This is a genomic window from Empedobacter sp. UBA3475, from assembly GCF_002378465.1.
GTDB lineage: Bacteria > Bacteroidota > Bacteroidia > Flavobacteriales > Weeksellaceae > Empedobacter > Empedobacter falsenii_B.
Genome location: NZ_DFRA01000042.1, coordinates 1 through 26,378, shown reverse-complemented (window position 1 = coordinate 26,378; position 26,378 = coordinate 1). Strand labels below are relative to the sequence as shown.

At 32.4% G+C, this 26,378-nt stretch carries 29 protein-coding genes; 7 read left to right on the top strand and 22 right to left on the bottom strand.

Going from position 1 to position 26,378, the window contains the following annotated elements:
• Positions 1-7: 7 nt before the first annotated feature.
• From carA to B3I31_RS09730, 7 genes are all read right to left on the bottom strand, one after another.
• Complete coding sequence (gene carA, locus B3I31_RS09760; RefSeq protein ID WP_291058563.1) at positions 8-1,096, bottom strand: glutamine-hydrolyzing carbamoyl-phosphate synthase small subunit; 1,089 nt, start codon at positions 1,094-1,096, stop codon at positions 8-10.
• Positions 1,089-2,225, bottom strand: coding sequence for an aspartate aminotransferase family protein (locus B3I31_RS09755; RefSeq protein ID WP_280050113.1), 1,137 nt, complete (start codon positions 2,223-2,225; stop codon positions 1,089-1,091). The genes carA and B3I31_RS09755 overlap by 8 nt, the downstream gene beginning before the upstream one ends.
• 36 nt (positions 2,226-2,261) lie before the next feature.
• The gene (locus B3I31_RS09750; protein WP_219034924.1) at positions 2,262-2,621 is read right to left on the bottom strand and encodes a four helix bundle protein; all 360 of its coding nucleotides are present in this window, start codon (positions 2,619-2,621) and stop codon (positions 2,262-2,264) included.
• Between the two features lie 33 nt (positions 2,622-2,654).
• Positions 2,655-3,641 (bottom strand): N-acetyl-gamma-glutamyl-phosphate reductase, encoded by a 987-nt coding sequence (gene argC, locus B3I31_RS09745; RefSeq protein ID WP_291046819.1) that lies wholly within the window; start codon positions 3,639-3,641, stop codon positions 2,655-2,657.
• Between the two features lie 94 nt (positions 3,642-3,735).
• Positions 3,736-4,917 carry an argininosuccinate synthase gene (argG, locus tag B3I31_RS09740; protein WP_291058561.1) on the bottom strand — a complete coding sequence of 394 codons (1,182 nt, stop codon included), beginning with the start codon at positions 4,915-4,917 and terminating at the stop codon, positions 3,736-3,738.
• 7 nt (positions 4,918-4,924) lie between these two features.
• Positions 4,925-5,377, bottom strand: coding sequence for an arginine repressor (locus tag B3I31_RS09735; RefSeq protein ID WP_221854616.1), 453 nt, complete (start codon positions 5,375-5,377; stop codon positions 4,925-4,927).
• Positions 5,378-5,447: 70 nt separating this feature from the next.
• On the bottom strand, positions 5,448-6,026 hold the full coding sequence (locus tag B3I31_RS09730) for a GNAT family N-acetyltransferase (protein WP_219034927.1): 579 nt from the start codon (positions 6,024-6,026) through the stop codon (positions 5,448-5,450).
• A gap of 251 nt (positions 6,027-6,277) precedes the next feature.
• On the opposite strand from B3I31_RS09730, the gene argB reads away from it, so the two are divergent.
• Both argB and B3I31_RS09720 read left to right on the top strand, forming a co-directional pair.
• Entirely contained in the window at positions 6,278-7,045 is a 768-nt protein-coding gene (argB, locus tag B3I31_RS09725) for an acetylglutamate kinase (RefSeq protein WP_114999092.1), read from the top strand.
• On the top strand, positions 7,039-8,106 hold the full coding sequence (locus tag B3I31_RS09720; protein ID WP_291060138.1) for a M20 family metallo-hydrolase: 1,068 nt from the start codon (positions 7,039-7,041) through the stop codon (positions 8,104-8,106). The genes argB and B3I31_RS09720 overlap by 7 nt, the downstream gene beginning before the upstream one ends.
• A gap of 175 nt (positions 8,107-8,281) precedes the next feature.
• On the opposite strand, the gene B3I31_RS09715 is transcribed toward B3I31_RS09720, so the two are convergent.
• The 4 genes from B3I31_RS09715 to B3I31_RS09700 form a co-directional block, all read right to left on the bottom strand.
• Positions 8,282-9,229, bottom strand: a complete 948-nt coding sequence (locus tag B3I31_RS09715; protein ID WP_280063119.1) for a hypothetical protein — start codon at positions 9,227-9,229, stop codon at positions 8,282-8,284.
• Positions 9,230-9,261: 32 nt separating this feature from the next.
• The gene (locus B3I31_RS09710; protein WP_291060135.1) at positions 9,262-9,789 is read right to left on the bottom strand and encodes an ExbD/TolR family protein; all 528 of its coding nucleotides are present in this window, start codon (positions 9,787-9,789) and stop codon (positions 9,262-9,264) included.
• An 18-nt stretch (positions 9,790-9,807) separates the two neighbouring features.
• A complete protein-coding gene (locus tag B3I31_RS09705) occupies positions 9,808-10,398 on the bottom strand; it encodes a biopolymer transporter ExbD (protein ID WP_280063122.1) in 591 nt (196 codons plus the stop codon).
• Between the two features lie 89 nt (positions 10,399-10,487).
• Positions 10,488-11,300 (bottom strand): MotA/TolQ/ExbB proton channel family protein, encoded by an 813-nt coding sequence (locus B3I31_RS09700; RefSeq protein WP_291060130.1) that lies wholly within the window; start codon positions 11,298-11,300, stop codon positions 10,488-10,490.
• A 323-nt stretch (positions 11,301-11,623) separates the two neighbouring features.
• On the opposite strand from B3I31_RS09700, the gene B3I31_RS09695 reads away from it, so the two are divergent.
• Complete coding sequence (locus B3I31_RS09695; protein WP_221854610.1) at positions 11,624-13,765, top strand: type IA DNA topoisomerase; 2,142 nt, start codon at positions 11,624-11,626, stop codon at positions 13,763-13,765.
• 33 nt (positions 13,766-13,798) lie between these two features.
• Here the strand turns inward: B3I31_RS09695 and B3I31_RS09690 are convergent, their stop codons facing one another.
• The 6 genes from B3I31_RS09690 to B3I31_RS09665 all read right to left on the bottom strand — a co-directional run bounded on the left by B3I31_RS09690 (position 13,799) and on the right by B3I31_RS09665 (position 19,405).
• Complete coding sequence (locus tag B3I31_RS09690) at positions 13,799-14,713, bottom strand: helix-turn-helix transcriptional regulator (RefSeq protein ID WP_286496048.1); 915 nt, start codon at positions 14,711-14,713, stop codon at positions 13,799-13,801.
• A gap of 123 nt (positions 14,714-14,836) precedes the next feature.
• Positions 14,837-15,598 (bottom strand): hypothetical protein, encoded by a 762-nt coding sequence (locus tag B3I31_RS09685; protein WP_038336870.1) that lies wholly within the window; start codon positions 15,596-15,598, stop codon positions 14,837-14,839.
• A 219-nt stretch (positions 15,599-15,817) separates the two neighbouring features.
• Positions 15,818-16,576, bottom strand: coding sequence for a triose-phosphate isomerase (tpiA, locus tag B3I31_RS09680; protein WP_114999079.1), 759 nt, complete (start codon positions 16,574-16,576; stop codon positions 15,818-15,820).
• A gap of 76 nt (positions 16,577-16,652) precedes the next feature.
• A complete protein-coding gene (locus B3I31_RS09675; RefSeq protein ID WP_291060122.1) occupies positions 16,653-17,735 on the bottom strand; it encodes an ABC transporter permease in 1,083 nt (360 codons plus the stop codon).
• A 3-nt stretch (positions 17,736-17,738) separates the two neighbouring features.
• The gene (locus B3I31_RS09670) at positions 17,739-18,860 is read right to left on the bottom strand and encodes a BT_3928 family protein (protein ID WP_038336875.1); all 1,122 of its coding nucleotides are present in this window, start codon (positions 18,858-18,860) and stop codon (positions 17,739-17,741) included.
• Positions 18,857-19,405: a DUF1599 domain-containing protein gene (locus B3I31_RS09665; protein WP_038336876.1), complete on the bottom strand. Its 549-nt coding sequence runs from the start codon at positions 19,403-19,405 to the stop codon at positions 18,857-18,859. The genes B3I31_RS09670 and B3I31_RS09665 overlap by 4 nt, the downstream gene beginning before the upstream one ends.
• Before the next feature lie 58 nt (positions 19,406-19,463).
• Between B3I31_RS09665 and folP the strand changes: the two genes are divergently transcribed.
• On the top strand, positions 19,464-20,291 hold the full coding sequence (gene folP, locus B3I31_RS09660; protein ID WP_291072104.1) for a dihydropteroate synthase: 828 nt from the start codon (positions 19,464-19,466) through the stop codon (positions 20,289-20,291).
• Positions 20,292-20,323: 32 nt separating this feature from the next.
• Here folP and B3I31_RS09655 read toward each other — a convergent pair whose 3' ends face one another.
• The 3 genes from B3I31_RS09655 to B3I31_RS09645 all read right to left on the bottom strand — a co-directional run bounded on the left by B3I31_RS09655 (position 20,324) and on the right by B3I31_RS09645 (position 22,996).
• Complete coding sequence (locus B3I31_RS09655; protein ID WP_125350302.1) at positions 20,324-20,752, bottom strand: hypothetical protein; 429 nt, start codon at positions 20,750-20,752, stop codon at positions 20,324-20,326.
• A gap of 54 nt (positions 20,753-20,806) precedes the next feature.
• Positions 20,807-21,829, bottom strand: coding sequence for a DUF4407 domain-containing protein (locus B3I31_RS09650; RefSeq protein ID WP_291060118.1), 1,023 nt, complete (start codon positions 21,827-21,829; stop codon positions 20,807-20,809).
• A 105-nt stretch (positions 21,830-21,934) separates the two neighbouring features.
• On the bottom strand, positions 21,935-22,996 hold the full coding sequence (locus B3I31_RS09645) for a branched-chain amino acid aminotransferase (RefSeq protein ID WP_280038161.1): 1,062 nt from the start codon (positions 22,994-22,996) through the stop codon (positions 21,935-21,937).
• A gap of 80 nt (positions 22,997-23,076) precedes the next feature.
• Here B3I31_RS09645 and mnmD point away from each other — a divergent pair, with 80 nt between their 5' ends.
• The 3 genes from mnmD (at position 23,077) to B3I31_RS09630 (ending at position 24,996) form a co-directional block, all read left to right on the top strand.
• Entirely contained in the window at positions 23,077-23,793 is a 717-nt protein-coding gene (gene mnmD, locus B3I31_RS09640; RefSeq protein ID WP_114999065.1) for a tRNA (5-methylaminomethyl-2-thiouridine)(34)-methyltransferase MnmD, read from the top strand.
• Positions 23,794-23,865: 72 nt separating this feature from the next.
• Entirely contained in the window at positions 23,866-24,693 is an 828-nt protein-coding gene (prmA, locus tag B3I31_RS09635; RefSeq protein ID WP_038336885.1) for a 50S ribosomal protein L11 methyltransferase, read from the top strand.
• A 6-nt stretch (positions 24,694-24,699) separates the two neighbouring features.
• Positions 24,700-24,996: an ATP-dependent Clp protease adaptor ClpS gene (locus tag B3I31_RS09630; protein WP_180905936.1), complete on the top strand. Its 297-nt coding sequence runs from the start codon at positions 24,700-24,702 to the stop codon at positions 24,994-24,996.
• A 6-nt stretch (positions 24,997-25,002) separates the two neighbouring features.
• On the opposite strand, the gene B3I31_RS09625 is transcribed toward B3I31_RS09630, so the two are convergent.
• On the bottom strand, positions 25,003-25,419 hold the full coding sequence (locus B3I31_RS09625) for a hypothetical protein (protein WP_291060116.1): 417 nt from the start codon (positions 25,417-25,419) through the stop codon (positions 25,003-25,005).
• Between the two features lie 24 nt (positions 25,420-25,443).
• A complete protein-coding gene (locus tag B3I31_RS09620) occupies positions 25,444-25,980 on the bottom strand; it encodes an RNA polymerase sigma factor (protein WP_125350308.1) in 537 nt (178 codons plus the stop codon).
• Between the last annotated feature and the right edge of the window lie 398 nt (positions 25,981-26,378).

Sequence of the window (26,378 nt, the reverse complement as noted above, 5' to 3'; positions counted from 1 at the left end):
ATTCTGATTATGCGTTTGCGTTTTTATATTTTTTTACTTCTTCGATGAATTCATCAAATAAATATTCTGTATCAACTGGTCCTCCCATTGCTTCTGGGTGGAATTGAACTGTAAAGATTGGTTTTGATTCATGACGAATTCCTTCACACGTTCCATCATTTAAGTTCGTGAAGAATGTTTTGAATCCTTCTGGTAATTTTGAATCATCTACTGCGAAACCGTGGTTTTGAGATGTAATAAAACATCTTTTTGTTCCAACTAATTGTACAGGTTGATTGTGCGAACGGTGTCCGTATTTTAATTTAAAAGTAGATGCACCAGCCGCTAAACTTACCAATTGATTTCCTAAACAAATTCCGAAAATTGGTTTATCTGCTTTCAAAGATTCTTTTATATTATTAATCGTAGGAACACATAAAGCTGGATCACCAGGTCCATTCGAAATAAACAATCCATCATATTCTAATGTTGAATAATCATAATCCCAAGGAACTCGAATTACTTCTACATCACGATTTACAAAACAACGGATGATATTATTTTTCACCCCACAATCAATCAAAACAATTTTGATATCAGCACCTTCATTGTAACGAATCACTTCTTTACAAGAAACTTGATCTACTAAATTATCTTTATTTGGATCGTAATCTTCTATATCAGTATCAGCAACAATTTTTCCTAAAGTAGAACCTTGCTCACGTAATTTTTTTGTAATCATACGTGTATCAACTCCATAAATACCAGGAATATTTTGACTTTCTAACCAAGCTCCTAATTTTTGAATAGCGTTCCAATGCGAATAATCATCAGCATAATAAGAAACAACCAATCCAGTTACTTGAATTTGGTTCGATTCCATCCAAGCTTCAATTTCATTAATCATTGCTTTATCATCAGGAACACCGTAGTTACCGATCATTGGAGCTGTCATCACCATAATCTGACCTTTGTAAGAAGGGTCAGTCAAACTTTCATTATATCCAACCAAAGCTGTGTTGAATACTACTTCTCCTGCGGCAGAAGTATACGCACCGAAAGATTTTCCTTCGATTTCTAATCCGTCTTGGAATACTAATTTTACTGTCTTATCCATTGATGATAATGTTAATTTCAGTTTCTAAAGCTGATATGAATTTATCTATGTATTGTTTTGTTACTGTTAAAGGTGGTAATAAACGAATAACGTTTGTACCTGCGTAGCCTACAAAAATATTGTGTTTTGTAACTAAGTTGTTTTTTAATTCGCCGATTGGGAAATCAAATTCGATACCAATCATTGAACCACGTCCACGAACTTCTTTAATTTTTGGGAATTTATTTAATTGGATTCCAACATATTCTCCAATTTCTTTTGCATTTTCGATTAAGTTTTCTTGCTCAATCACATCTAAAACGGCTACCGCTGCAGCACAAGCTAAATGATTTCCTCCAAAAGTTGTTCCTAATAATCCGTAAGAAGCTTTAAATTCTGGAGAGATTAAAACTCCTCCGATTGGAAATCCATTCCCCATTCCTTTTGCCATCGTAATCAAATCTGCTTTGATACCAGAATGTTGATGTGCAAAGAATTTCCCTGAGCGTCCGTAACCACATTGAATTTCATCTGCAATTAAAACCACTCCATTTTCTGTACAAACTTTTCTTAATTCTTGTACAAACTCGTCAGAAGGTAAAATGATTCCTCCAACTCCTTGAATTGGTTCGTAAATTACCGCTGCAACATCTCCTCCAGCAATTACTTCTTTCACTTCATCAATGTTATATTCTACGAAAGATACTTTGTGATGAGAATTAAATGGAGCTACAATTTTTGGATTATCTGTTAGCGCAACTGTTCCTGAAGTTCGTCCATGAAACGCATCTTTGAACGCAATTACACGGTCTTTTCCTGTGTGAAAAGAGGCTAGTTTTACTGCATTTTCATTAGCTTCTGCTCCAGAGTTAATCAAGAATAAAGTATAATCTTCGTAACCTGATGCTTTACCTAATTTTTCTGCCAATTCTTGTTGAATCGGAATATTTACTGAGTTTGAATAAAACCCGATATTATTAATTTGTTCTGTTAATTTCTCAACATAATATGGATGCGAGTGACCGATAGAAATCACTGCGTGACCTCCATAAAGGTCCAAATATTCTTTTCCGTTTTCGTCCCAAAGAATACAATCTTTAGCTTTAACCGGAGTTACATTCATTAATGGATATACGTCAAATAGTTTCATTTAATAAGTTTTAAGTGATGAGTTTTGAGTAATGAGTTAAGCTATTGTTCTAATTTTATTTATTAATCCAATTAGCATTGCTTTAATTTCATTACACTCATCTGTTAATTTTGAATATTCTTCAATATTTATATAATTCAAATCTTTAGCTAGCAAAATAAAATATGTGACTTCATTCAAAGAGCCTAAAGAAATATTTAAAAATTGAGCAAAGTCTTTATTTGAGTTTCTTCCACAACCTTCTGCAATATTTGCTGGTATAGAAGATGATGCTCTTTTAATTTGAGAAATTAATCCAAATTGTTCTTCTTTTGGAAATTGATTTACAATTTTATATAAATCTAAAACCAAGAGATGTGAACGATTCCAAACTTGTAATTTTCTATAATCTTGCATACTCAAAACTTATAACTCAATACTCACAACTTTTTAAAACGCCACCGTTTTAAGATTAAGTCCTAAGTTTTCTTCCCAACCGAACATCAAGTTCATGTTTTCTACGGCTTGTCCAGAAGCTCCTTTTGTTAGATTATCGATGATAGAAGTGATTAACAATACATCGTCTTGTTTCTGGATATGTAAAAAACATTTGTTGGTATTTACGACTTGTTTCAATGCAATTGGTGCGTCAGAAACATGTGTAAAAGGTTCGTTTTTGTAATATTCGTTGAAGATATTTTTTGCTTCTTCTTCTGATAAATCAGATTTTAAATAAACACCTGCTAAAATTCCGCGCGCAAAATCTCCTCGCATTGGTAAGAAATATACTTTGTTATTGAAATCTTTTTCTAATTGATTCAATGTTTGGTAAATTTCTCCTTCGTGTTGATGCGTAAATTCTTTGTAGAAAGAAACGTTATTGTTTCGCCAACTAAAGTGCGTAGAAGCTGATAAACTTTGTCCAGCACCTGTAGAACCCGTTACAGCATTGATATGAATATCATTTTTGATTTCATTTTTCGCTGCCAATGGTAACAATGCTAATTGAATAGCTGTTGCAAAACAACCTGGATTTGCAATATTTTGAGCTGTTTTGATTGCTTCGCGATCTAATTCTGGTAAACCGTAAACAAACGTTCTATCTTCGAAAATGTGGTTCGCATTTAATCGAAAATCGTTACTCAAATCAATAATTTTTGTGTTGGCTGAGTATTTATTGTTCTGTAAAAACTCTGCCGATTTTCCGTGACCAAGGCATAAAAAAACGACATCAGCATTTTCGTCTATTTTATCCGAAAATAAGATGTCAGTTTCTCCAAACAAATCGTCGTGCACTTTGGTAACGGGGTTGCCTGCATTTGATGTACTGTACACAGACGAAATATTAACCATCGGATGATGTATCAATATTCTTAGCAGTTCGCCTGCTGTGTAGCCAGCACCTCCTACAATGCTTACGTTAATTTTGTTTGTCATTTGTTATGTTTTGCGCGTGTTTTTTTAAGGTATAATACCTATACTATATTTCTAAAATAAAGTGGGCTCGTTGGAATCCACTTTAAAGAATCAATTAATCGAAACTATGAACAATCTTTAATTGATTACCGAATATTTTGATGAAACCTCTTGCATCTCTACTGTCCCAAGCTTCGTTTTCTTCTCCATAAGAAGCGACTTTAGATTGCATCATATCATAAGGCGATTCTATTCCAATCATTGAGAAATGATAAGGATTTAATTGTACTTTCACTTTTCCTGTTACATGATTTTGAGAAGATTCTAAGAATGCTTCAATATCACGCATTACTGGATCCAAGTATTGTGCTTCGTGCAATAAGGTTCCGTACCAGTTTGATAACGAATCTTTGTGCAACAATTGCCATCTTGTAAGTGTATGTTTTTCTAATAAGTGGTGTGCTTTGATTAGTAAATAAGCTGCTGGCGCTTCGAAACCTACACGTCCTTTGATACCTAAAATTGTATCTCCTACGTGGATGTCGCGACCAATTGCGTATTCACCACCGATTTCGTTTAATTTTTGAATTAAAGCTACTGGAGATAATTTTTCTCCATCTAAAGCAGTTGGAATACCTTTCTCAAATTCAATTTCGATAACAGATGATTCTGTTCTTGATAATTGTGTTGGATAAGCATCTTCTGGCAACGCTTGGTTAGATGTTAATGTTTCAACTCCACCAACAGATGTTCCCCAAATTCCTCTGTTAATAGAGTATTTAGCTTTTTCCCAACTATAGTTTACACCATTTGCTTGTAAATATTCAACCTCTTGTTGACGAGATAATTTTTCGTCGCGAATTGGTGTAATGATTTTAGATTGTGGTGAGATAACTGCAAAAGCAACATCAAAACGAATTTGATCATTTCCTGCTCCTGTAGATCCATGTACAATGTATTCTGCATCTACATCTTTTGCATACTGAGCAATTGCAATTGACTGAAACATTCGTTCTGCACTTACTGATAATGGGTAAGTGTTATTTTTCAAGATGTTTCCGTAGATTAAGTAGCGAACACAATCGTTGTAATATTTGTCTGTAATATCAATTGTAACGTGTTTAGAAGATCCTAATTCGTAGGCACGTTCTTCGATATCTTTTAACTCTTCTGCCGAAAATCCACCAGTATTTACAATTACTGTATGCACTTCCATTCCTTGATCTTTTGTTAAGTTAACCAAACAGTACGATGTATCTAAACCTCCACTGTAAGCTAAAACTGCTTTGTTGCTCATTATTTGTTTATTTGTTTATATTGGGAATAATTCTTCTTAATTCATTGGTAACCTCTTCACGACTACTCTCTTCTTTCATTACGATTAATACCGTATCGTCTCCAGCAATTGTTCCAATTATTGTATTGAAATGTGTGTTGTCAATCTCAAAAGCGATTCTGTTTGCATAACCTGGTTTTGTTTTGATAACTCCCAAATTTTTAGAGAAAATCAAACTTGCATTTTCGTTATGTGTAACGGTTGCCGTTGGAACAGCACTTTCTGTAAGGCGATAAATGTATTGTCCCGAACTATTAGGAACTTTTGAAACTTTCAATTCGCGCAAATCTCTCGATAAAGTTGCTTGAGTAACTGTGATCTCTAAATCAATTAATTTTTTTAATAATTCGTCTTGATTACTTATTTCTTGATCTGTTATTAAATCTTTTATAATCTGGAATCTGTATTTTTTATTACTCATTTTGAATATTTATTCGAAATTTTATGCAAATATACTCATTTTAGACAAAAAAAAACCTTAGTTCGTATATTTATTCATTTTCTTTTTTTGATTGATTTGCCAATGCACGCTTAGCGTACTCGTCATCAAGGTTATCATAAACCAATCCCGTGCAAATACAACGCTCGCGATCATTTTCCATCAAGATGTGATAGTTTTTACAACTTTTACATCCATTCCAAAATTCATCAGATTGTGTTAATTCCGAAAATGTTACTGGCTTGTATCCTAATTTTGTGTTCATACGCATTACAGCTAAAGAAGTTGTAATACTAAAGATTTTTGATTTCGGGAATTTTGTACGTGACAATTCAAAAACAGCGTGTTTTATTTCGCGTCCAATTCCTGAACTCCTTAAATCTGTACGAACAATTAAACCTGAGTTTACGACGAATTTTTCTTCTTCGTACGTTTCTATGTAGCTAAACCCTGCTATTTGATCATCATCATCAAAAGCAATCACAGCATTTCCATTACGCATTTTGCGTTCAAGATAAACTGGATTTCGTTTAGCAATACCCGTTTTTCTCATACGAGCTGATTCTTCGTACCATTCGCACAACAATTCTGTGTACTTGGCATCATCTGCATTTGCTATTCTAACATACATAATTTAAGGGAAAGTCGATTAATAAAGAGGAATTGAGAAAAGATGACCTTTTGTCATCACACTTAAGTAAAATATGAGAAGCAAAAGGTGCGCTTTCATTGCGAAAGCTACTCTCATAATTGAGAAGAACAATTTCAGTAATTTCTTCCATTAATCAACAAGATATTCAGTTATTATACTGAGATGCAAAGTTAAATATTATATTTTTGTATCACCAAAAAAAAGCAAACAAAATTTACATATTTATTAAAATGTTGAAAATTATTAAAATAGGAGGCGGAATTATCGATAACGAGCAAGACTTAGAGCAATTCCTACAAACGTTTTCCGAAATTAAAGAACCAAAAATTTTGGTTCATGGTGGAGGAAAAGGTGCTTCGAAGATGTTAAATCAATTGGGAATCGAGCCTAAAATGATCGAAGGTCGTCGCATCACAGACAAACCAACATTGGATGTTGTGACAGGATTATATGCCGGAAATTTGAACAAATCTATCGTTTCTAAATTGCAAGAATTTGGATGCAATGCATTAGGTTTATCGGGTGCAGATGGTAATGCAATCAAAGGTTCTAAGCGTCCTGTAAAAACTATTGATTATGGTTTTGTTGGAGATTTGAATGATAAAAGCGTCAACAAAGAATTATTTCAATTATTAATTGACAACAATATTACGCCTGTTGTTTGTGCAATTACACATGACGGAAATGGACAATTGTTGAACACAAATGCAGATACTATTGCCTCTACAATTGCGGTTGCAATGTCACAAGAAAATGAAGTAGAGTTAAATTTCTGTTTTGATAAAATTGGTGTACTTCGTGATGTAAATGATGACACAACATTGATCCCAAAAATTAACGAAACTTTATATTTGCAGTTAAAAGAAGAAGGTGTAATTTTCGAAGGAATGATTCCGAAATTAGACAATTCATTCAAAGTAATCAATGCGGGTGTAAAAAATGTATGTTTGGTACACGCGCGAAACATTAACTCAGAGATTAAAACAATTTTATGTTAGAATTAGCTGTTCTCAAAAAGAAAGCTGTCGATTTGTTGTGTCAATTAATCGAAACTCAATCTTTTTCGAGTGAAGAAGATAAAACGGCCGATATTATTTTCAAGTTTTTAACTGATCATGGTGCAACGGCTCATCGTCAGAATAACAATGTTTGGAGTATTCATCCAAATTTTGATGAGAACAAAAAAACAATTTTATTAAACTCTCATCACGACACGGTAAAATTTGGTTCTTCTTGGACGTATGATCCATTGAAAGCAACGATAGAAGGCGATAAATTAGTAGGTTTGGGAAGTAACGATGCAGGAGCTTCTGCGGTAAGTTTATTGGCAACTTATATCAATTTCTTGAATGATGATTTACCATTTAATCTAATTGTCGCAGTCACAGCTGAAGAAGAAAGTTCAGGACAATTAAATGTTGCAAGTATTTTACCTAATTTACCAAAAATCGATTTGGGAATTGTAGGTGAACCTACGCAAATGGACATGGCAATTGCAGAACGTGGTTTGGTTGTAATGGACGTAATTGTAAAAGGGAAAACTGGACATGCTGCAAGAAACGAAGGTGTAAATGCAATTTACGAAGCGATTGATGTGATGAATTGGTTCAAAACGTATCAATTCGAAAGAGTTTCGGATATGTTAGGACCAGTTAAAATGACGGTTACACAAATTGAAGCAGGAAAGCAACACAATGTTGTGCCAGATGAATGTCGTTTGGTTGTAGATTGTCGTGTAAACGAATTGTACTCAAATCAAGAAGTTGTTGATATTATTTCAAGTTGTTTACCAAAAGCAGAAATTAAAGCACGTTCGTTGCGTTTAAATTCTTCACGTATTTCAGAAAATCATCCAATTGTACAAAAAGGAATCGAATTAGGTTGTACAACATATGGTTCGCCAACAATGTCGGATCAAGCAATGATGAATTTCGAAACGGTAAAAATGGGACCTGGAGATTCAGCTCGTTCTCATACACCAGACGAATATATTTATTTATCCGAAATAGAACATGGAATTGAACGATATACAAGTTTATTAAAAGATTTTACGTTTTAAATTAAGAATAAACTCTTATAATCGAAAAAGCATCTTCATACAATTGAAGATGCTTTTTAATTTTATCAAAACTGATAATTAAAACCTGCAAAACATAAAGATATGTTCTAAAAATTAAACACAAAAAAAGAGGCTAATTAATTTTAGCCTCTTTTTTTATATATGAAATTAAGTCTTACTCAATTTGCATTTTAACTGGAATGTTGAAATTCAACTTCGCAGCACGACCATCTTCTGTTTGAGCAGGTTTGATCGTTTTCCCTCTTTTTTGTTGACGTTGTGTAATACGCTCTAAAGCTTTTTTAGCTTCAGGACCTAACTTAGCATCACCCATTGGAGAAATTCCAACGATTCTACCATCAGTGTCAATTTGAAAAGAAAGTTTAGCAGCTACTACACCTGATAAACCTTGACCAGCAGCGTCATTCGCAAAATCTTGCAACTCGTCTTGTAAATCTTGTGATAACTTTTTAGATAAACAGTCTGTTGCAGCTTGTTTACCTTTTGCAGCATCTTTCTCACAACCAGGATATACCGCCATTACAGCCGCTGTACGAGCAGTTACTGTAGATGGAGCAGCAGGTTCTGTACCTTTTCCTGGATTAGGAGTCGCTGGTGTATCTTTTGGTGCTTCTTTTTTAGTATTTACTTCATTAGCTCCACCAGTTTGTGTTGTTGATTTTGGACCTTCTCTATCTACTAAACCTAAATCTTTATCTGCCATTTCCTTTACTTCAGGAACGGTTTCTTCTTTTTTAGGCTGAGCTTTAGGTTCTGGCATAACCACTTTCACCTGAGCTGTTTCTTCTTGATATCTTTGTTCTGGCTCTGGCTTTGGTGGTTCTGGTTCAACCACTTCCTCCTCTTTTGGAGGTTCAGGCATATTCAAATCCTCAAGCTGAACGTCTACGACTACATCTTCTGTCTTCTTGCTATCAAACATTCCTGTTGCAGAAGCAATAAGTGCAAAAGCTAAAATCGCAATTACTATAAATCCACGAATAAAGGCTTTTAACAACGTACTCTTCTCAGTCATTCTCATGTCATAAGCACCGTACGCTTTATTTCTACCTTCAAATACTATCTCGTCTAAGGATTTTAGTTTGTTGTTATTTTCTGACATTTTAATTCTTTTAAATTTAACAATTAAACTAATTATTTACCTACTTTTTCGTCGAACACTTTTTGTTCAAAAGGTGCAACAGGTACGATTCCGTAACGAGTAGACTTTGTAATTTCCATTTCATCTAAGATAGTTACTAAATTATCATACGTGGCATCATCCATTGGTTTAATAATTACTGTAAACTTATCTTTATCTGCTCTACCTTGTGCCGCTGTAATAATATCACGAACTTTAGAGTAGTCAGTTTCATTAAGTGTTCCTACATTTAATCCTGCCTCATCTTGTTGATGCCAAAATAACTTGTTATCCTTTCCAATTAAAATAGACAAAGAGTTTGCTAATTTAATTTCAGGAATATCTGTTGGTTTTGGTGTATCAATTTTTGGAGGCATGTTCAAGTTCATTACGTTTGGTTTGATCGATGTCGCTGCAAACATAAAGAAAGTAATTAATAAGAAACCTAAATCAACCAAAGGAGCCATATCGACTTTCGTCGAATTCTTTTTGGAACGGACTTTCTTTCCGCCACCGTCATCGTGACTTTCTATTTGTGCCATTTTCTAATTTCTTAATAATTATTCTTGAGATGTAATTAACTGGAACTTATTCATATTTTTCATTTGCAATTGTTGAATCAAATTCTTGAATTGTTTGTATTCAGATTTTTGATCACCTTTAATTGCTAAGAAAACATCTGGGTTCACTTCTTTTGCTTCAAATACCCAATCAATTAACTCTTGGTTCTTTTCAGGTATTGTATCTAATGGAATACCAGGATGATATTTTTGTTGTTTATCAGCAGGCTGATTCAAATAATTTCTCATCTCTTTCATTGGTACACCAAACTCTACTATGCTTTTGAATGCATTCTTTTCAGCATCTGTAAACTTTACTCCGTACTTATCACCCATTCTCTCTAATGTTGCGATACGATCCTTTTCTTCTAATCCGAATAAGAATTGTCCTTTATCATCGATTTTAATGATCATCATGTTTTCTGCAGCCATTTTTTGGTTCGAAACAGATGTTGGTGTTACGACAGGAACAACTTCAGGTTCTCTAAAGTTAGATGTCAAAATAAAGAAAGTTAACAAAAGCCAAGCCATGTCAGACATAGCTGTTAAGTCCATCGAAGGACCTCTTCTTTTTGGTTTTACTCTTGCCATTTTCTCTGTATTATTAATTAATATTCTAAATTGTTTGTTGTTTGATTTTGTCCTTATACTATCCTTCTAAGGTCGTCGTCAATTGAATATTAATTGTGAGCAGAGAAAGATTGTTGGATACTCATTCCTACTTCATCAATTTTGAATGTTAAATCATCAATTTTTGAAGTTAAGTAAGCATAAGCAATAATAGCGAATGCAGAAGCACCAATACCCATACCTGTATTAATTAAGGCTTCGGCAATACCTACTGATAATTGAGCTGCATCTGGAGATCCTCCACCTTCACCTAATGCGAAGAATGCTTTAATCATCCCGATTACAGTACCCATTAAGGCAATTAACGTACCTACAGAAGCAATTGTAGAGATAATTGTCATGTTTTTCTCTAACGTTGGCATTTCTAATGTAGTTGCCTCTTCTAACGTTTTACCTAATTGAGCTAATTTTTGCTCTTTGTTTAAAGTTGTGTCATTTTCTAAAGCTTTGTAAGTTGTTAAACCTTCTTTAACTACATTACCTACAGCTCCTTTTTGTTTGTCACATAATTCGATTGCTTTGTTAACTTCGTTTTTGTTTAATAAAGCACGAATGTCGTTTACGAATTTTTCTGCAGATCCAGTACCTTTAGCTTTGTTTAAAGCAATAATACGGTCAATTGAGAAAACGATTACCATAAAGAAGAAAGACATTAAGAATGGAATAATTACCCCTCCTTTAAAAATAATCCCAAGTGGATTTAAAGGTTGCCCTTTTGCTGTATCCCCTCCTTCAAAGTTACCTGGTTGTCCAAAAACACCATAGAAGATCCCCATTGCGATTGCAATTAAAATGATCATAGTAATCACAGGGTTAAGACCTCCCTTTTTAGTTTTAGCTGGTACTGTTACATTCTTTTCCATTTACTAATTCTTTTAAATATTATGATTTTTATTAATGTGGGTGTAAATTAAGTGAAAATTTTTTAATTCTTCTAAATTTTTTACGTTGTTATCATATTAAATTTTCAATCTACTTGAAATCAATAGAATTTTTTACTGATTTGACAATTAAAAAATAATCAAAACAATATATCTAATATTAAACAATGTATAATTTTATTAAAATCAGCCTTCCCACAAAAAATAACCTATCGCAAATTTATTCAATAATTATACATATTTATATTTTTTTTTAAGAATTAAATTATTATTTTGACTTTTGCACTTCAATAATTATAAATGCTATGAAAGTTTGTATTGCCGAAAAACCTAGTGTTGCTAAAGATATCGCCAAAGTAATTGGTGCGAATCAAAAGCACGATGGATACTATGAAGGAAATGGATTTCAGGTCACTTGGACTTTCGGACACTTGTGTACATTAAAAGAACCGCAAGATTATACACCCGAGTGGAAAAGCTGGGATCTTAATTATTTGCCAATGATTCCGCAAAGTTTCGGAATTAAATTAATTGCAGATAAAGGTGTCTCGAAACAATTTCATATCATCGAAAAATTAGTCACGAACGATCAAGTCGACGAGATTATAAACTGTGGCGATGCTGGACAGGAAGGAGAATTGATACAACGTTGGGTTTTACTTAAAGCGCGTGCTAAAGCGCCAATGAAGCGTTTATGGATTTCTTCGTTGACAGAAGAAGCAATTAAAGAAGGTTTTGATAATTTGAAAGATGGAGAAAAATATTTCAATCTTTTTTCTGCAGGACAAGCGCGTGCAATTGGCGATTGGTTACTAGGAATGAACGCTACACGATTATTTACCAAAAAATTTGCGCCGCCAAAAACAGTTCTTTCTATTGGTCGTGTGCAAACACCTACATTAGCAATGATTGTACAGCGTCAAAAAGAAATCAATGCGTTTATTATTGAGGAATATTGGGAATTGAAAACGATTTTCAAAGAAGTAGAGTTTAATGCGACAATACCTCGTTTAAAATCTGAAGAAAAAGCCAAACAAGGTTTAGATTTCATCAAAAATCGAGAGTTTGAAATCATTGATTTCGATGTAAAAGAGGGTCGTGAAAAAAATCCTCGCCTATTCGATTTAACTGCTTTACAAGTAGAAGCGAATAAAAAATATGCGTTTTCGGCAGAAAATACCTTAAAATATATACAAAGTCTTTACGAGAAAAAATTTGTGACCTATCCTCGTGTTGATACCACTTATCTTTCGGAAGATATTCACCCTAAAGTTCCTGGAATTTTAAATAAATTAACCGCTTATCAAAATTTGATTGCTCCTTTGATGACGCAACCAATTCCGATGTCAAAAGCAGTTTTTGATAATACAAAAGTAACCGATCACCACGCTATTATTCCTACCGAAATCTTTCCACAAGGTTTATCGAACGAAGAAAAACGTATCTATGATTTGGTTGCACGACGTTTTATTGCTGTTTTTTATCCAGAATGTAAAGTTGCCAACACAACTGTCGAAGGAAAAGTTGAAAATAATGGAAAAGACGGTCAACTTTCTGCTATAAATTTTAAAGCAACGGGAAAACAAATTCTCGAAATGGGTTGGCGCGAAGTCTATGCAAAAGATAAAAAGGAAGACGAAAAAGATGAGGAAAAGATAATGCCGATTTTTGAGATTGGTGAAAAAGGTCCTCACGAACCATTTATTCACAAAGGAAAAACAACTCCGCCAAAACATTATACAGAAGCGACTCTATTACGAGGAATGGAAACTGCTGGACGACAAGTAGATGATGAAGAAATGCGCGAATTGATGAAAGAAAATGGAATTGGTCGACCTTCAACGCGTGCAAATATTATCGAGACCTTGTTTCGTAGAAAATACATCGAAAAGAAAAAACGTAATATTATCGCCACACAAACTGGTATTGATTTGATTGATACCATTCAAAATGAATTATTAAAATCTCCTGAATTGACAGGTGTTTGGGAACGAAAACTTCGTTTGATTGAAAAAGGTGAATACGAATTAGAACAATTTAAGCAAGAATTGATTGAAATGGTTTCGAAACTAACATTTGATGTAAAAAATAGTTACTTCAGACCAATCGCTTCTCATCAGAATTCAGTTCAAATAGCTGAAAAACCTAAAAAGGAACGTAAACCGAAAGAAGAAATTAATCTGGAAGATGCAACTTGTCCAAAATGTAAAACACATAAATTAGTCAAAGGAAAAGCCGCTTATGGTTGTGCAAACTTTGCAGCATGTGGATTCAAAATTCCGTTCGAGTTTATGGGTAAAAAATTAACTGATAAACAAATTTTGGATTTGTTAACCAAACAAAAAACTGGAAAAATGGCTGGCTTAATCAATCCTGAAAATGGAGAAAAAGTTACTGGTAAAGCTATTTTGGGAATGAATTTCGATTTAGAATTTGAAGAAATGTAAAAAAATAAAGTGAGTTTCGAAATTCGAAACTCGCTAATTATATTTCTCCAACGTTTCTTTTAAAATTGTTTTGACTTTTTCTTTCAATTTTTTAGGTTCGATAATTGTAACTGAACGACTCATAGAAAGAATTTCGCTGATAAAATCTTCGGTCAAAAATAATTCTAATCCAATTAAAACTTCATCGTTTTTAATTTCTAAAATTTGTTGGGATTCATGCAAAGGCAAAGATTCTAAATACGCTGCTTGTTTTTTGGTCACAGAAAGCACTATTTTTTCTGGTTTTTCTGAACTTGGAACAATAATCCCGAACGAATATTTGTACTTATCATTGTAATTAAACTCGATATTATCGTCAATTTTATCTCTAAAAATCGAAACTCTATTCATTCGTTCCAAACCAAAATTTTTGACAATTCCTTTATCATCCGCAATCAAATACCATCGGTTATTGTGCTCTCTAATTGCAATTGGCGAAACTTTACGAATCGTTTCTTTTTCCTCTCCAAATTTTTGATAATGAAATTCAATTTTCTTTTTTCCTTGAATTGCTTGTACAATATCTGGTAAAAATTCGGCGCGTTTTGGCTTTCTTTTTTCCAAATACACAATAGATTCGAGCGAATTTGTCAATTTCAAAGCAGAAAAACTATTAATTTCTTCTAAAGTTTTCAGAAATAAATCAGAGCTATAATCGTCTTGAATAATATAATATCCACGCTGACTGCGACTATACATTATATCAATTCCCAATATATTTCTGATTTCTTGAATATCGCGCTGTAATGTACGTTTAGAGAAATTAAACTCTAATGTATCATCATTAAGTTGAAGCATTTCAAATTCTCGTTCCAAAAAACGCTCTAAATCTTCATAAGAACAATATTTTTGTTGTGATAATTTACGAACAATATTGAAATAACGCGCGATATAACCTTGTTTTGACATTGAATTGGAAGTGTTTGAGCAAACTTAAGTTATCTGTAATTAAAAACAAAAAAAAGTAACATTTCATTACAAAATGTTACTTTTTCTTCATTAATAAAAATGAAATATTCGAAAAAACGGATTCTATTTTTTAGATTTTTTTACTTTTGTTTTTGCATCTTTCGTAGCTGCTTTTACATCTTGTACCGCCGCTTCTATTGTTGTTGTAGCTGAGTCTACCGTAGCTGCCGCTGAATCTACTACTACTTCTGATGTTATTTCAACTGGAGTTGTGCTATCTTCAACTTTCGCTGTTTCGATGAAATTAGAAAGTTTATCAACAATTTCTGCGTTAGAAGTTGGTTCATTCTTCACTTTTACGCTTAAGAAAATTGATGGTGCAGCATTATCTTGAATATAATTTGATTCGTTTTGATAAACTCCGTCATTTTTAACAGCTGTTGAATTTAAGTTTTCTGTTAACTCTTTTGCTACTTTAACTGTTTCGTTAAATGCAACATTTTGTTTAAAAACAACTGCGGCAACTTTATTTGTATTATCATCAGTTTTTTCAAAATTTAATGTCATGATTAACTCAGGTTTTAAACTATCGATGATTGATCTTTTCTCTTCATCTTTTAATCCTTTCGTTAAATCTTTCCATAAAAGAACCTGAACATTTTCTTTATTCAAAGATTCTAACTTTGTTTTAAATTCTGATGCGATATTTGTTCCTGATTCTACAGCGATATTATCTACAATATCTAAAATGACAACTTTAGGTGCATCTTCTACAACTTTATTTGTAATTTCTGTTGTAGGAACTTTTATTTCATTTTTTGTAGTAAAAGAGAAAGAAACTAACCCTATTGCTACGACTCCTAATACTTGCGTCAATTTTTTCATAATAAATGTGTTTTGTTTAAAAATGATACTTTTTAAATAGTTAGTACATTTTAGAACTTTGCAGACACTGTTCCGAAAACTCTTAATTAATCCTAATAAATGTTATAGTTTTCTTAATTGACTGATTTTATAAGGGATTCAGAGGAGTTAAATTTATCATTTTTCAAAATTTAGAAAATATAAAACATAAAAAAAGCTCAACTAAGTTGAGCTTTTATATTATTTACATGCAGCAATTATCTGCACAAAATCATCATATTTTAATGAAGCACCACCAACAAGACCACCGTCGATATCTGGTTGAGCAAAAATTTCGTTCGCATTCTGTGCATTTACACTTCCTCCGTACAAAATACTTGTATCATTCGCGACTTCTACGCCAAATTCATCCTTCAAAACTTTACGAATAAATGCATGAATTTCTTGCGCTTGCTCTGGTGTAGCTGTTTTTCCTGTTCCAATTGCCCAAACTGGTTCGTAAGCAATAATCAAACGAGAAAGATCTTCTGGTTTTTGTGCAACTAAAGCATCCATTAATTGAGTTTTTACAACCTCAAAGTGTTTATCAGCTTCACGTTCTTCTAATTTTTCTCCAACACAAAGAATTGGATTAATTTGATATTTAAAAGCTTGTTTCAATTTTTCAGCAATCACAATATCCGTTTCTCCTTGGTATTCTCTACGCTCAGAATGTCCAATTATAGCGAAATCTAATCCGATACTATCCAATTGTTCTGCAGAAATATCTCCTGTATAGGCTCCTTTCTCGTGAGCAGAAATATCTTGCGAAGAAATCTTAACATATTGTTCATCTACAGCTTCTAACAATGTTTGTAAATAAATAGAAGAAGGCGCAATAATAACTTGTGCAATTGGATGATTATCTGCCACCCAAGCATTAAGGTTTGTTGCTAAATGAATCGCTTCTTCATAATTTAAGTTCATTTTCCAGTTTCCTGCTACTATTCTATCACGCATAAAAAAGTGTATTTTATTTGATTTTGGTTTTAATATTTACTGCAAGATAATTATTTATCGTGAAATTATTACTGATTTATTTTATGCGAACGCGAGGATCTAAAATTCCGTAAAGAATATCGACCAAAATATTAATCACAATAAACATCACAGCAATCACTAAGACAGCTCCCATCACAATTGGTAAATCTAATGTATTCAATGCATTTACGATTTCTTTTCCTAAACCATTCCAACCAAAAACAAATTCCACAAAAACCGATCCTGCCAACATCGACGCAAACCAACCTGAAATTGCTGTAATTACAGGATTTAAAGCATTTCGTAATGCATGTTTTGTAATCACCGTTTTTCTAGAAAGTCCTTTTGCAAAAGCTGTTCGGATATAATCTTGGTTCAAAACTTCTAACAACGAATTTCGTGTTAATTGCGTAAAAACCGCTAACGGACGCGAACCTAATGTAATTGCTGGAAGAATTAAATTTTTCAACATCAAATGTTTTCCTTCTCCCAAATCATCCACTTCATATAGACTTCCAATCATATTCAGCCCTGTAATATCATGCATCAAAAATGCAAAAATATAGGCAATGATAATCGCCGAAAAGAAAGATGGAATACTCATCCCAAAACTTGTAACAACTAACAAAACACGATCAATCCACGTATCTTTCATCAAAGCAGAAACAATTCCTAACGCAACCCCAATTATCGTTGCAATAATAATAGCCGCAATTGCTAAAACCATTGTATTTGGCAAAGTTTCTTCAATAATTGTACTGACGCTTTTTCCTTGTTTTTGAAAAGATTCACGTAAATAAGGCGTTTTCAAAACCATTTCATTTGTTCCGAAATCCATCAATTTTGTGTAATTGTATTTATCAGAACTTAATGAAGTATATGTTGTATTGTTTTCGTCTATATTATGAAATGAAATCGGCGATAAATCATTTATATAAAAAGCATATTGTTTCCATAAAGGTTGATCTAAACCTAAGTTTTTTCTAATTTGAGCCAATTGTTCAGGATCTTCTTTCTGATCAAGCATCATACGTGCAGGATCTCCAGGAAGAACAGAAAACAATAGAAAAACTACAGTCACAACACCAAAAAGCGTTAGAAATCCGTAGAAAATTTTATTTAAAATATAATTAATCACTTTTTAAAATAATTCTTCTAATCGATTAATTGATGGAAAATCGTTGTCATGATATTTCGCTTTTACCGTTCCTTTTTCTAAAATCATCACACCAGGATTTGAACGAATAATTGTTTTCATCGTTGTTTGATCCATGAAACAATTCTCTAATTCTAAACCTTTAATTGGATTGTTCGAAACCGCTGACACAACAAAACCTTTTGCTTTCGCTTCCTTTCCTAAAGTATTTAATTTCGCAATTTGTTCCTCATTTACCTTTTCAACAAAAGGAATGACAAAAACAATCGCTTTCGAGGCATTTAAAATTTCAGAAGTTTTATCAACACCATTGCAATCAAAATTAAAATCGTGAATTGGTGGTTCGTAACCTTTTTTCTCTACAATTGTACGCGTTTTATCCGCTTCAATTACCCAAGGTGTTCCATGTTTGTACCACTTATCATCCGCAATATATTGTGCATCATCAATTTCTACAACCTTTCCATCTACACTATTTTTCATGGTGTAAATCGTTTTATACGTTGTTGGTTTCAAACCTAATTCTTGCGGAGACTTCATTCCTTCAATCAAATTTTTGCCAACTGCATAAGGTCTAAAATCAATGATTGGTAAATGATTAATTCCAATATAAGCAATAATTGCAGAACCTAAAATTGTAATAAAATTAATCGCATAATTCGCTTTTTCGACGAATAATGGTTTGATATATTTTTGACCAATCACTAAAACAATTATCAACATCAAAAGCACAACATCTTTGTAAAATGATGTCCAAGGTTCTAATTTTAGCGCATCACCAAAACATCCACAATCGGTTACTTTATTGAAATAAGCTGAATAAAATGTCAAAAATGTAAAGAAAATAATCGTTAACAATAAAGCTATTGTTGTAAATCTTTTCCAAACGCCAAGCAATAATAAAACGCCTAAAACTATTTCAAAAAGTGAAAAGAAAGTTGCCAAAGGCAAACTCAAACCTTCTAAAAATGGAATGTTAAGAACTGTTGGCGAAAAATATTCTTCTAATTTGAAACTTAACCCAATTGGATCTACATTTTTTACAAATCCAGAAATTATAAAAATAACTCCAACTATAATTCGGGCAAATTGAACTAAATACCTCATGAAGCTTTCTTTTCGTTAATTAAAATCATTGCGAAAATCGAATAATTAATCATATCCAAATAATTTGCATCTAAACCTTCAGACACAATTGTTTTTCCTTTATTATCTTCGATACTTTTTGTGCGCAAAACTTTCTGATAAATTAAATCTGTGATCGAACTTACACGCATATCTCTCCAAGCTTCACCGTAATCATGATTTTTTTTCATCATCAAATCGTGCGCAATTGTTGCATATTTATCATAAAATTCGATAGCTTGTTCGTCTGTCAAATCTGGCTGATCTGCAAAACCAAGTTCCAACTGAATCAATGCCATAATCGAATAATTAACGATTGCCACAAATTCTCCTTCTTCGTCTTCATCAACCAAACGCTCCGCTGCTTCTTGCAACGTACGAATACGGTTTACCTTGATAAAAATTTGATCTGTTAAAGACGGCAAACGCAGTACACGCCAAGCTGGACCGTAATCTTGTAATTTTTTTGTATATAAATCTCGACAAACAGAGATGATTTCTTTAAATTGAATTGAGGTATTTTTCATAATTTCGTTATAGAATTCAAAAATATTAGAATTCGCTCATGTATACAACTTCTAAGATATGACAATTAATTGTAATGGTCGATTAATCGATTTAAGTGAACCAAAAATAATGGCAATATTAAATACAACTCCAAATTCATTTTATGATGGAGGAAGCCATTCGACAATAGATTTGATTTTAGTTAAGGTCGATGAATTTATTCAAGCTGGTGCTGAAATAATAGATATTGGTGGATATTCGACAAAACAAGGCGCTGAAGAAGTTTCGGAAGTAGAAGAAATTGCGCGTACAATTCCAGTTATCGAAAAGATTATGGAGAAATATCCAGATTTAATTCTATCGATTGATACGTTTCGAGGAAATGTTGCACGTGAAGCTGTAAAAGTTGGTGCTTCTATTATAAATGATGTTTCGGGTTGGGAGTTAGACGAAAATATGTTTGATGCAATCAAAGAACTTCGAGTTCCATACATTTTAATGCATATGAAAGGAACGCCAAAAACAATGCAAAATAATCCTGAATATGCAGATATTACGCTGGAAGTAAACGAATATTTTTCCAAAAAAATTGCGCAATTAAAAGCTGCAAAAGTGAATGATATTATTTTAGATCCTGGTTTTGGTTTTGCAAAAACATTGGATCATAATTATGAATTATTCAATAAAATGGAAGCTTTAGGTTTTGAAGGTTTTCCTTTGCTGATCGGAATTTCGAGAAAATCGATGATTTATAATTTATTCGAAACAACTCCGCAAGAAGCTTTAAACGGAACTTCTGTCCTGAATATGGTTGCGTTACAAAAAGGTGCAAAAATTTTGCGTGTGCACGATGTAAGAGAAGCAAAAGAAACCTTACAAATTTTCCAAAAATTGAATCAAAAATAAATAAGAAAGCCACTAAAAAGTGGCTTTTATTTTTAATCAATGATTTTACTATTTGGAAAGAAAACTTTGAACGTATCAACAATATTGATATCCGAAGTCAAAATTTGCCAATGTGAATCTTTCACAAATTCAAACACAACTTCGTTGTCGTATAAATTTTCATCCTCAATATTTACATGCAAATTATTTTCTTTTCTATCTCCAATAATCAACGCCTCCGTTACATGTTCCATTTTATAACACAAACTTTCTAACTGATCATATTCCACAAAAATTCCGTCTTGTTGATCAATCACTTCTTGCAATTCGAAAACCGAATATTCGTCCGTTTCACTTTCACCATCAACCCAAAGAATTTTCCAAAAATAATCCTGTATATCTTTTATTGGAGCAATCACCTCTTCCATTCGTTGAATTTGGTTTTCGTCTTCTCCGTAAATTTCTATTTTATAAGTTTCCATATCTATTACAAAATTAAAAAAGTAACTTCAAACGGAAGTTACTTTTTTACAATTTTATACTTTTTCTAACTCATGTTTCACACGTTTTTCAGATTTGATATCCATAACCTGAATCGATTCTTTGCTAAAAATCTTGAACGAATGTTCATGTTTTTCTAAGAGAAAATCATAAGGTCCTTTTGGTGCAATTAATTTCACTAAAACTGGCGCAGTTTCTAACGAGATAAACACAAGAGCTATAAAAATAGCTGCAGTCCCTAAAATTGGATTATTAACTGACAATTCGTCTAAAGCCTGCATACGTGCAGCAAAACCATTGTAATTCTCTTCGGTTGGTTTAGCCGCATCAATTTCTTTTTCTTTTGCAACATTCAATCGATCTAATTCTTTATTAATTTCAGCTAAACGAGGCGCAGATTGTTGAATATAAGTTTCGATTTCGGCAGCTTTTTGTTTTTTCAATTCTGCTTTTCGTTTTGCATTTGGTCCATAACCTTCGCGTCCAGTTGTTGTTTCAGTTTGTGTACCCACAACTTCTTTTTCCAATTCGATAGAAGCAGAATTATACTCGTTTCTTAATTTATCAATTTCTGCATAAATTTCTTTTCGTTCATTCGAAAAAGGCGTTCCCAATTCAGCATAACGCGCATCAATTCCTTTTTGTAATTCCGCTTTATTTCGATTGACAATAATATTCAATTGCTTGTTAATTTCTTTCTCGAAAATTTTTAATTCTAACGGTTTCGAAATCACAATACCTAATAAAATTGCAACCAAAATACGTGGCAAAGCAATAAAAAACTGACGAAAAAATCCACCTGACTTTTTCATTGATGTGACAATATATCGGTCAAGATTAAAAATCATTAATCCCCACAACAAACCAAAACCTGTTGCTGCATATATATTATCAAAAACAGTATTCAGCGCATATCCAGCAGACAAAGCCGCCAAAATTCCTGTAAATAATATGACACCTCCAATACCAACATGTTTGTTGATATCTGTTGGTGTTTTTTTCAAGAGTTCAAGACTACTCCCTGAACAGATGATTAAAAATTTCTGTAGTCCATTCATTTTGCAAATATAGTACTTTGTATAACATATTATTAAATATCGTGCCAAAAAAAGCTGACAATCAAATTGTCAGCTTATATTTTCAAAAAATTTACTTAAACAAAATTAAGCTTGTTTTTCGATTTTAATTCTCCATCCATAAGGATCTTCTGCTAATCCGTATTGAATATCTTTTAATTTCTTTTTCAATTGTAATGCAAAAGAATCTTCTTCAGCTAAAGTTGGTAATTGAGCACGCTCTTCACCAAATCCAACTGCATCGTATTGTGTAATTACAACAGCAGTTCCACATCCAAATACTTCTTTTAATTCTCCTGATTTGTAAGCATCATACAATTCTTGTACTTCTACAGGACGTACTTCTACTTCATATCCACTATCTTTTGCTAAAGTTAAAACAGAATCACGTGTTACTCCGTTCAAAATACGCTCAGACGTTGGCGCTGTTAAAATTTTATTTCCTATACGCACCATCACATTCATTGTTCCTGCTTCTTCAATGTATTTATGCTCGATAGAATCTGTCCAAATTACTTGATCATAACCATCTTTTTGAGCTTCAGAAGTTGGAAAGAAAGATCCAGCATAGTTTCCTCCACATTTTGCAAAACCAACACCTCCCTGAGCTGAACGACTATAATAATCAGCAATTTTTACTGATAAAGGTTTATCGTAATAATTAGGAGCATAAGCTAATAAAATAGCAAAAATATATTCGTTAGATGCCCTAGCAGAAACTGCTTCTTCTGTTGCGAACATTACTGGACGAATATATAATGACGTTCCGTAATCTTTTGGTACCCATTGACGATCGATATCAATAATAGCTTCTAAACCATCAATAAAAATTTCTTTCGGAATTTGAGGCATATTAAGACGTGCCGCAGATAAATTAAAACGCTCGAAGTTTTTCTCTGGACGGAAAATAAACACTTCTTCGTTATCATTTTTGTAGGCTTTCATTCCTTCAAAAATTGTTTGACCATAATGGAAAGACATCGCTGCTGGAGTCATTGAAATTGGTCCGTAAGGAACAATTTTTGGCTCATCCCATTTACCATCTTTGTAATGCGCGATCAACATGTGATCTGTAAACTCTTTCCCAAAAGTAGTAGAGTTAAAAACTGAATCGTTAAATTTTGATTCAGCAATTTTTTCTATAATCATTTTATGATATATTTTGTTTGTGCTTATCAAAGGTACATTTTATTTGCACTTTTTCATAATAAATATCATAACTTTCGACGATGAAAAGAATTATTCAAGAAACGGAAGATGGATCTAAAACTATCTATATTGAAGATTGGGATGAATCTTATCATTCTAAGCATGGCGCTGTACAAGAGGCTTTTCATGTATTTATAAAAAATGGATTTCATCATTTTACAGAAACAAAAAATCCTATAAAAATTATAGAAATTGGATTAGGTACGGGACTTAATTCTTTCATTACTTTGATGGAAGCTGAAAAACATAAAACTCCAGTGCAATATGTTGGAATTGAAAAATTTCCAGTTTCTGATGAAGAATTTGAATTGGTGAATTATTTCGAAAATGTTTTCAAACTTTATCCGGAATTTGAACATCGAAAAGAAGAGTTTTTAGATTATTATCAACAATTATTTCATTCAAATTGGGAAAATTGGAATAAAATTTCTCCATATTTTGAAGTTAAGAAAGTGGAAGAAGATTTTTTCAATCTGAAAAATATCAACGAAAATAATTTTGATTTAGTTTATTTTGATGCATTTGGTTCTCGTGTTCAACCAGAATTATGGGAAAAAGAATTGTTAGAAATTGTTGATTCTTTAACTAAAAAATCTGCCATTTTTACCACTTATGCAGCGAAAGGAACCATAAAAAGAGGTTTGAAAGATTTGGGCTATATTGTACAAAAACGTCCTGGGCCTCCAGGAAAACGTGAAATGATGGTTGGTTTGAAGGACTTTCCATTTGATAAATAATCTCCTTTATCATTAATTATAAAAATCGTAAATTTGCGCTGGAAAACAATTTGATGTTTTCTACATTTTTTTATGACAAATTATATCGAATATAAATTTAAAGTTGCGGAAGTAGAGCCTTTTAATGAAATTATTATTGCAATGATTTCTGAACTACCCTTTGAAAGTTTTGTTGAAAACGAAGAAGGTTTTGATGCTTACATGCCAAAAACTGACGAAAATATTGACCAAGTAAAAGAAGTGATTGATTCTATCGAGAATATTGATTTTTCTTATACGCGTCAAGAAATTGAACAACAAAATTGGAATGCAACTTGGGAAGAAAATTTCACGCCAATTTTAGTGAATGACCAATGTTTGATTCGTGCAGAATTTCACGAAACAGTTGAAAATATTCCGTACGAAATTATCATTCAACCAAAAATGTCTTTTGGGACTGGACATCACTCTACAACACATTTGATGGTAGAATATATCTTGGAAACTGAATTTACAGGAAAAGATATTTTGGACATGGGCTGTGGAACGTCAATTCTTGCAATTTTAGGAATGAAACGTGGTGCAAATTATGCAGAATGTATCGATATTGACGAGTGGGCTGTGGAAAATTCTATCGAAAATGGAAAACGAAATGGTGTTAGTTTAGATGCGAAAATGGGTGATAATTCACTTTTGGGAAGCAAACAGTTTGACATTATTTTAGCGAATATCAACAAAAATATTTTAATCAGTCAAATTCCTTCTTACATCAATGTTTTGAATGAAAATGGTGATTTATTTTTAAGTGGATTGATGGAGCAAGATTTTGATGATATCTTAGCTTTTTGTACAGAAAATGGTTTGAAATTTGTATCTAAAAAACAACGAAATGAGTGGATTGCGCTACATTTCAAAAAATAAAATGATATGACAAAATACGCAACGCAACCCATGTGGGAAACGGAAAAAGATTCGGCTGTTGATGTATTGGAACAGGAATCACACAAATATCAAATTATTGTTTACAATGATGATGTGAATACTTTTGATTGGGTAATCGAATCGTTGATTGATGTTTGTGAACACACGCCAGAGCAAGCGGAACAATGTTCTATTTTGATTCACTACAAAGGTAAATGCGAAGTCTTGACGGGTGAATTAGAAGATTTAAAACCTCGATGCACAGAATTATTGAACCGAGGTTTAAGTGCAGAAATTATTTAGAATTTCTTAATAATCATATAAAGCAAAATCAGAATCGTCTAATGTTACATTGGACGATTTTTTGTTTTGATCACTCACTATATACGAATCATAGATCTTCTCGTAAACATGATTTTCTGTTTTTGTATCCACAACTTCTGTAGATTTTTCTGTAGAATTAATCACAAAAGGAGTTACAACCAATGCTAATAGCAATATACAAGCAGCAGCCCACCAAATATTGAAATGTACAACTTTTGTTTCTTTTTTATCAATAGTTTTCGATAAAATTAACTGTTCTAAATCGTCAAAATAATTAGTAGGGGTTGTATAATTTTCCTTTTGTTTTAAGCTTTTAAAATAAATTTCATCTTCTAAATTCTTAAAATAATTCTCTGGAACCTTAAAATTATTTTTTAATCCATTTTCTTTCATATCATTCATAAGACAAAAAAAAGTTAAAAAGGTTTAATCTTCATCCTCTAAAAATTCTTTAATTTTTGTAACTGCATGATGATAAGACGCCTTTAGCGCACCAACAGATGTTCCTGAAATTTCAGAAATTTGTTCATATTTCATTTCATCATAATATTTCATCATAAATACTACGCGCTGCTTTTCTGGCAAACTTGCAATCGCTTTTTGTAGTTTCAACTCAATTTCATCACCTGTAAAATACTCATCCGTAGATAAATCATCTGCAATATTCATCGAATAATCTTCAAACGAAACATTTTGTTCTTTAGCATTTTTATGAATAAAATTGATGGTTTCGTTATAAGTAATCCTAAAAATCCATGTCGATAATTTTGATTCATTTTTGAATGAATTCAAATTTTGATAGATTTTTATAAAAACATTTTGAGCAATATCATCTGCGTCTTCATGAATCAAAACCATACGACGAATTTGCCAATAAACTCTCTGATGATAATCTTTTACAAGAAGTTTAAAAGCCTGTTCCCAATCCTTATCTAAAATGTGATCTAATATTTTCTGATCCAATTAAGTAATATTAAGCTGTAAAGCTATTAAATTTCAAATGATAAACTTCTAATAATTTTGAACATAGTTTATATTTTATATTTTTTTTATGAAATCAAATCCATATTCCACATATACTTAAGTATGAACCTATCAATAAAAGTATATTTCTATTGAAAAATTTATTTGGGCATTCACTCGCTCTATTCCTCGTATTTATACAATCTCCCTCAATTATCTCTTAATAATTCAATAACAAGAAATGTAAATCGCTCGGTCGGGCTATCCGTTGCAATCTTTTGTAGAATAAAATTCTATTACAAGTAAGAAAATCCAATTTCTACAAAAGGATTTAGACTACTCTCCCTAACGCTGGTTGTAAGTTCTGAGTTAGTTGCAAAAAGGAAGCTTCCTTTTTA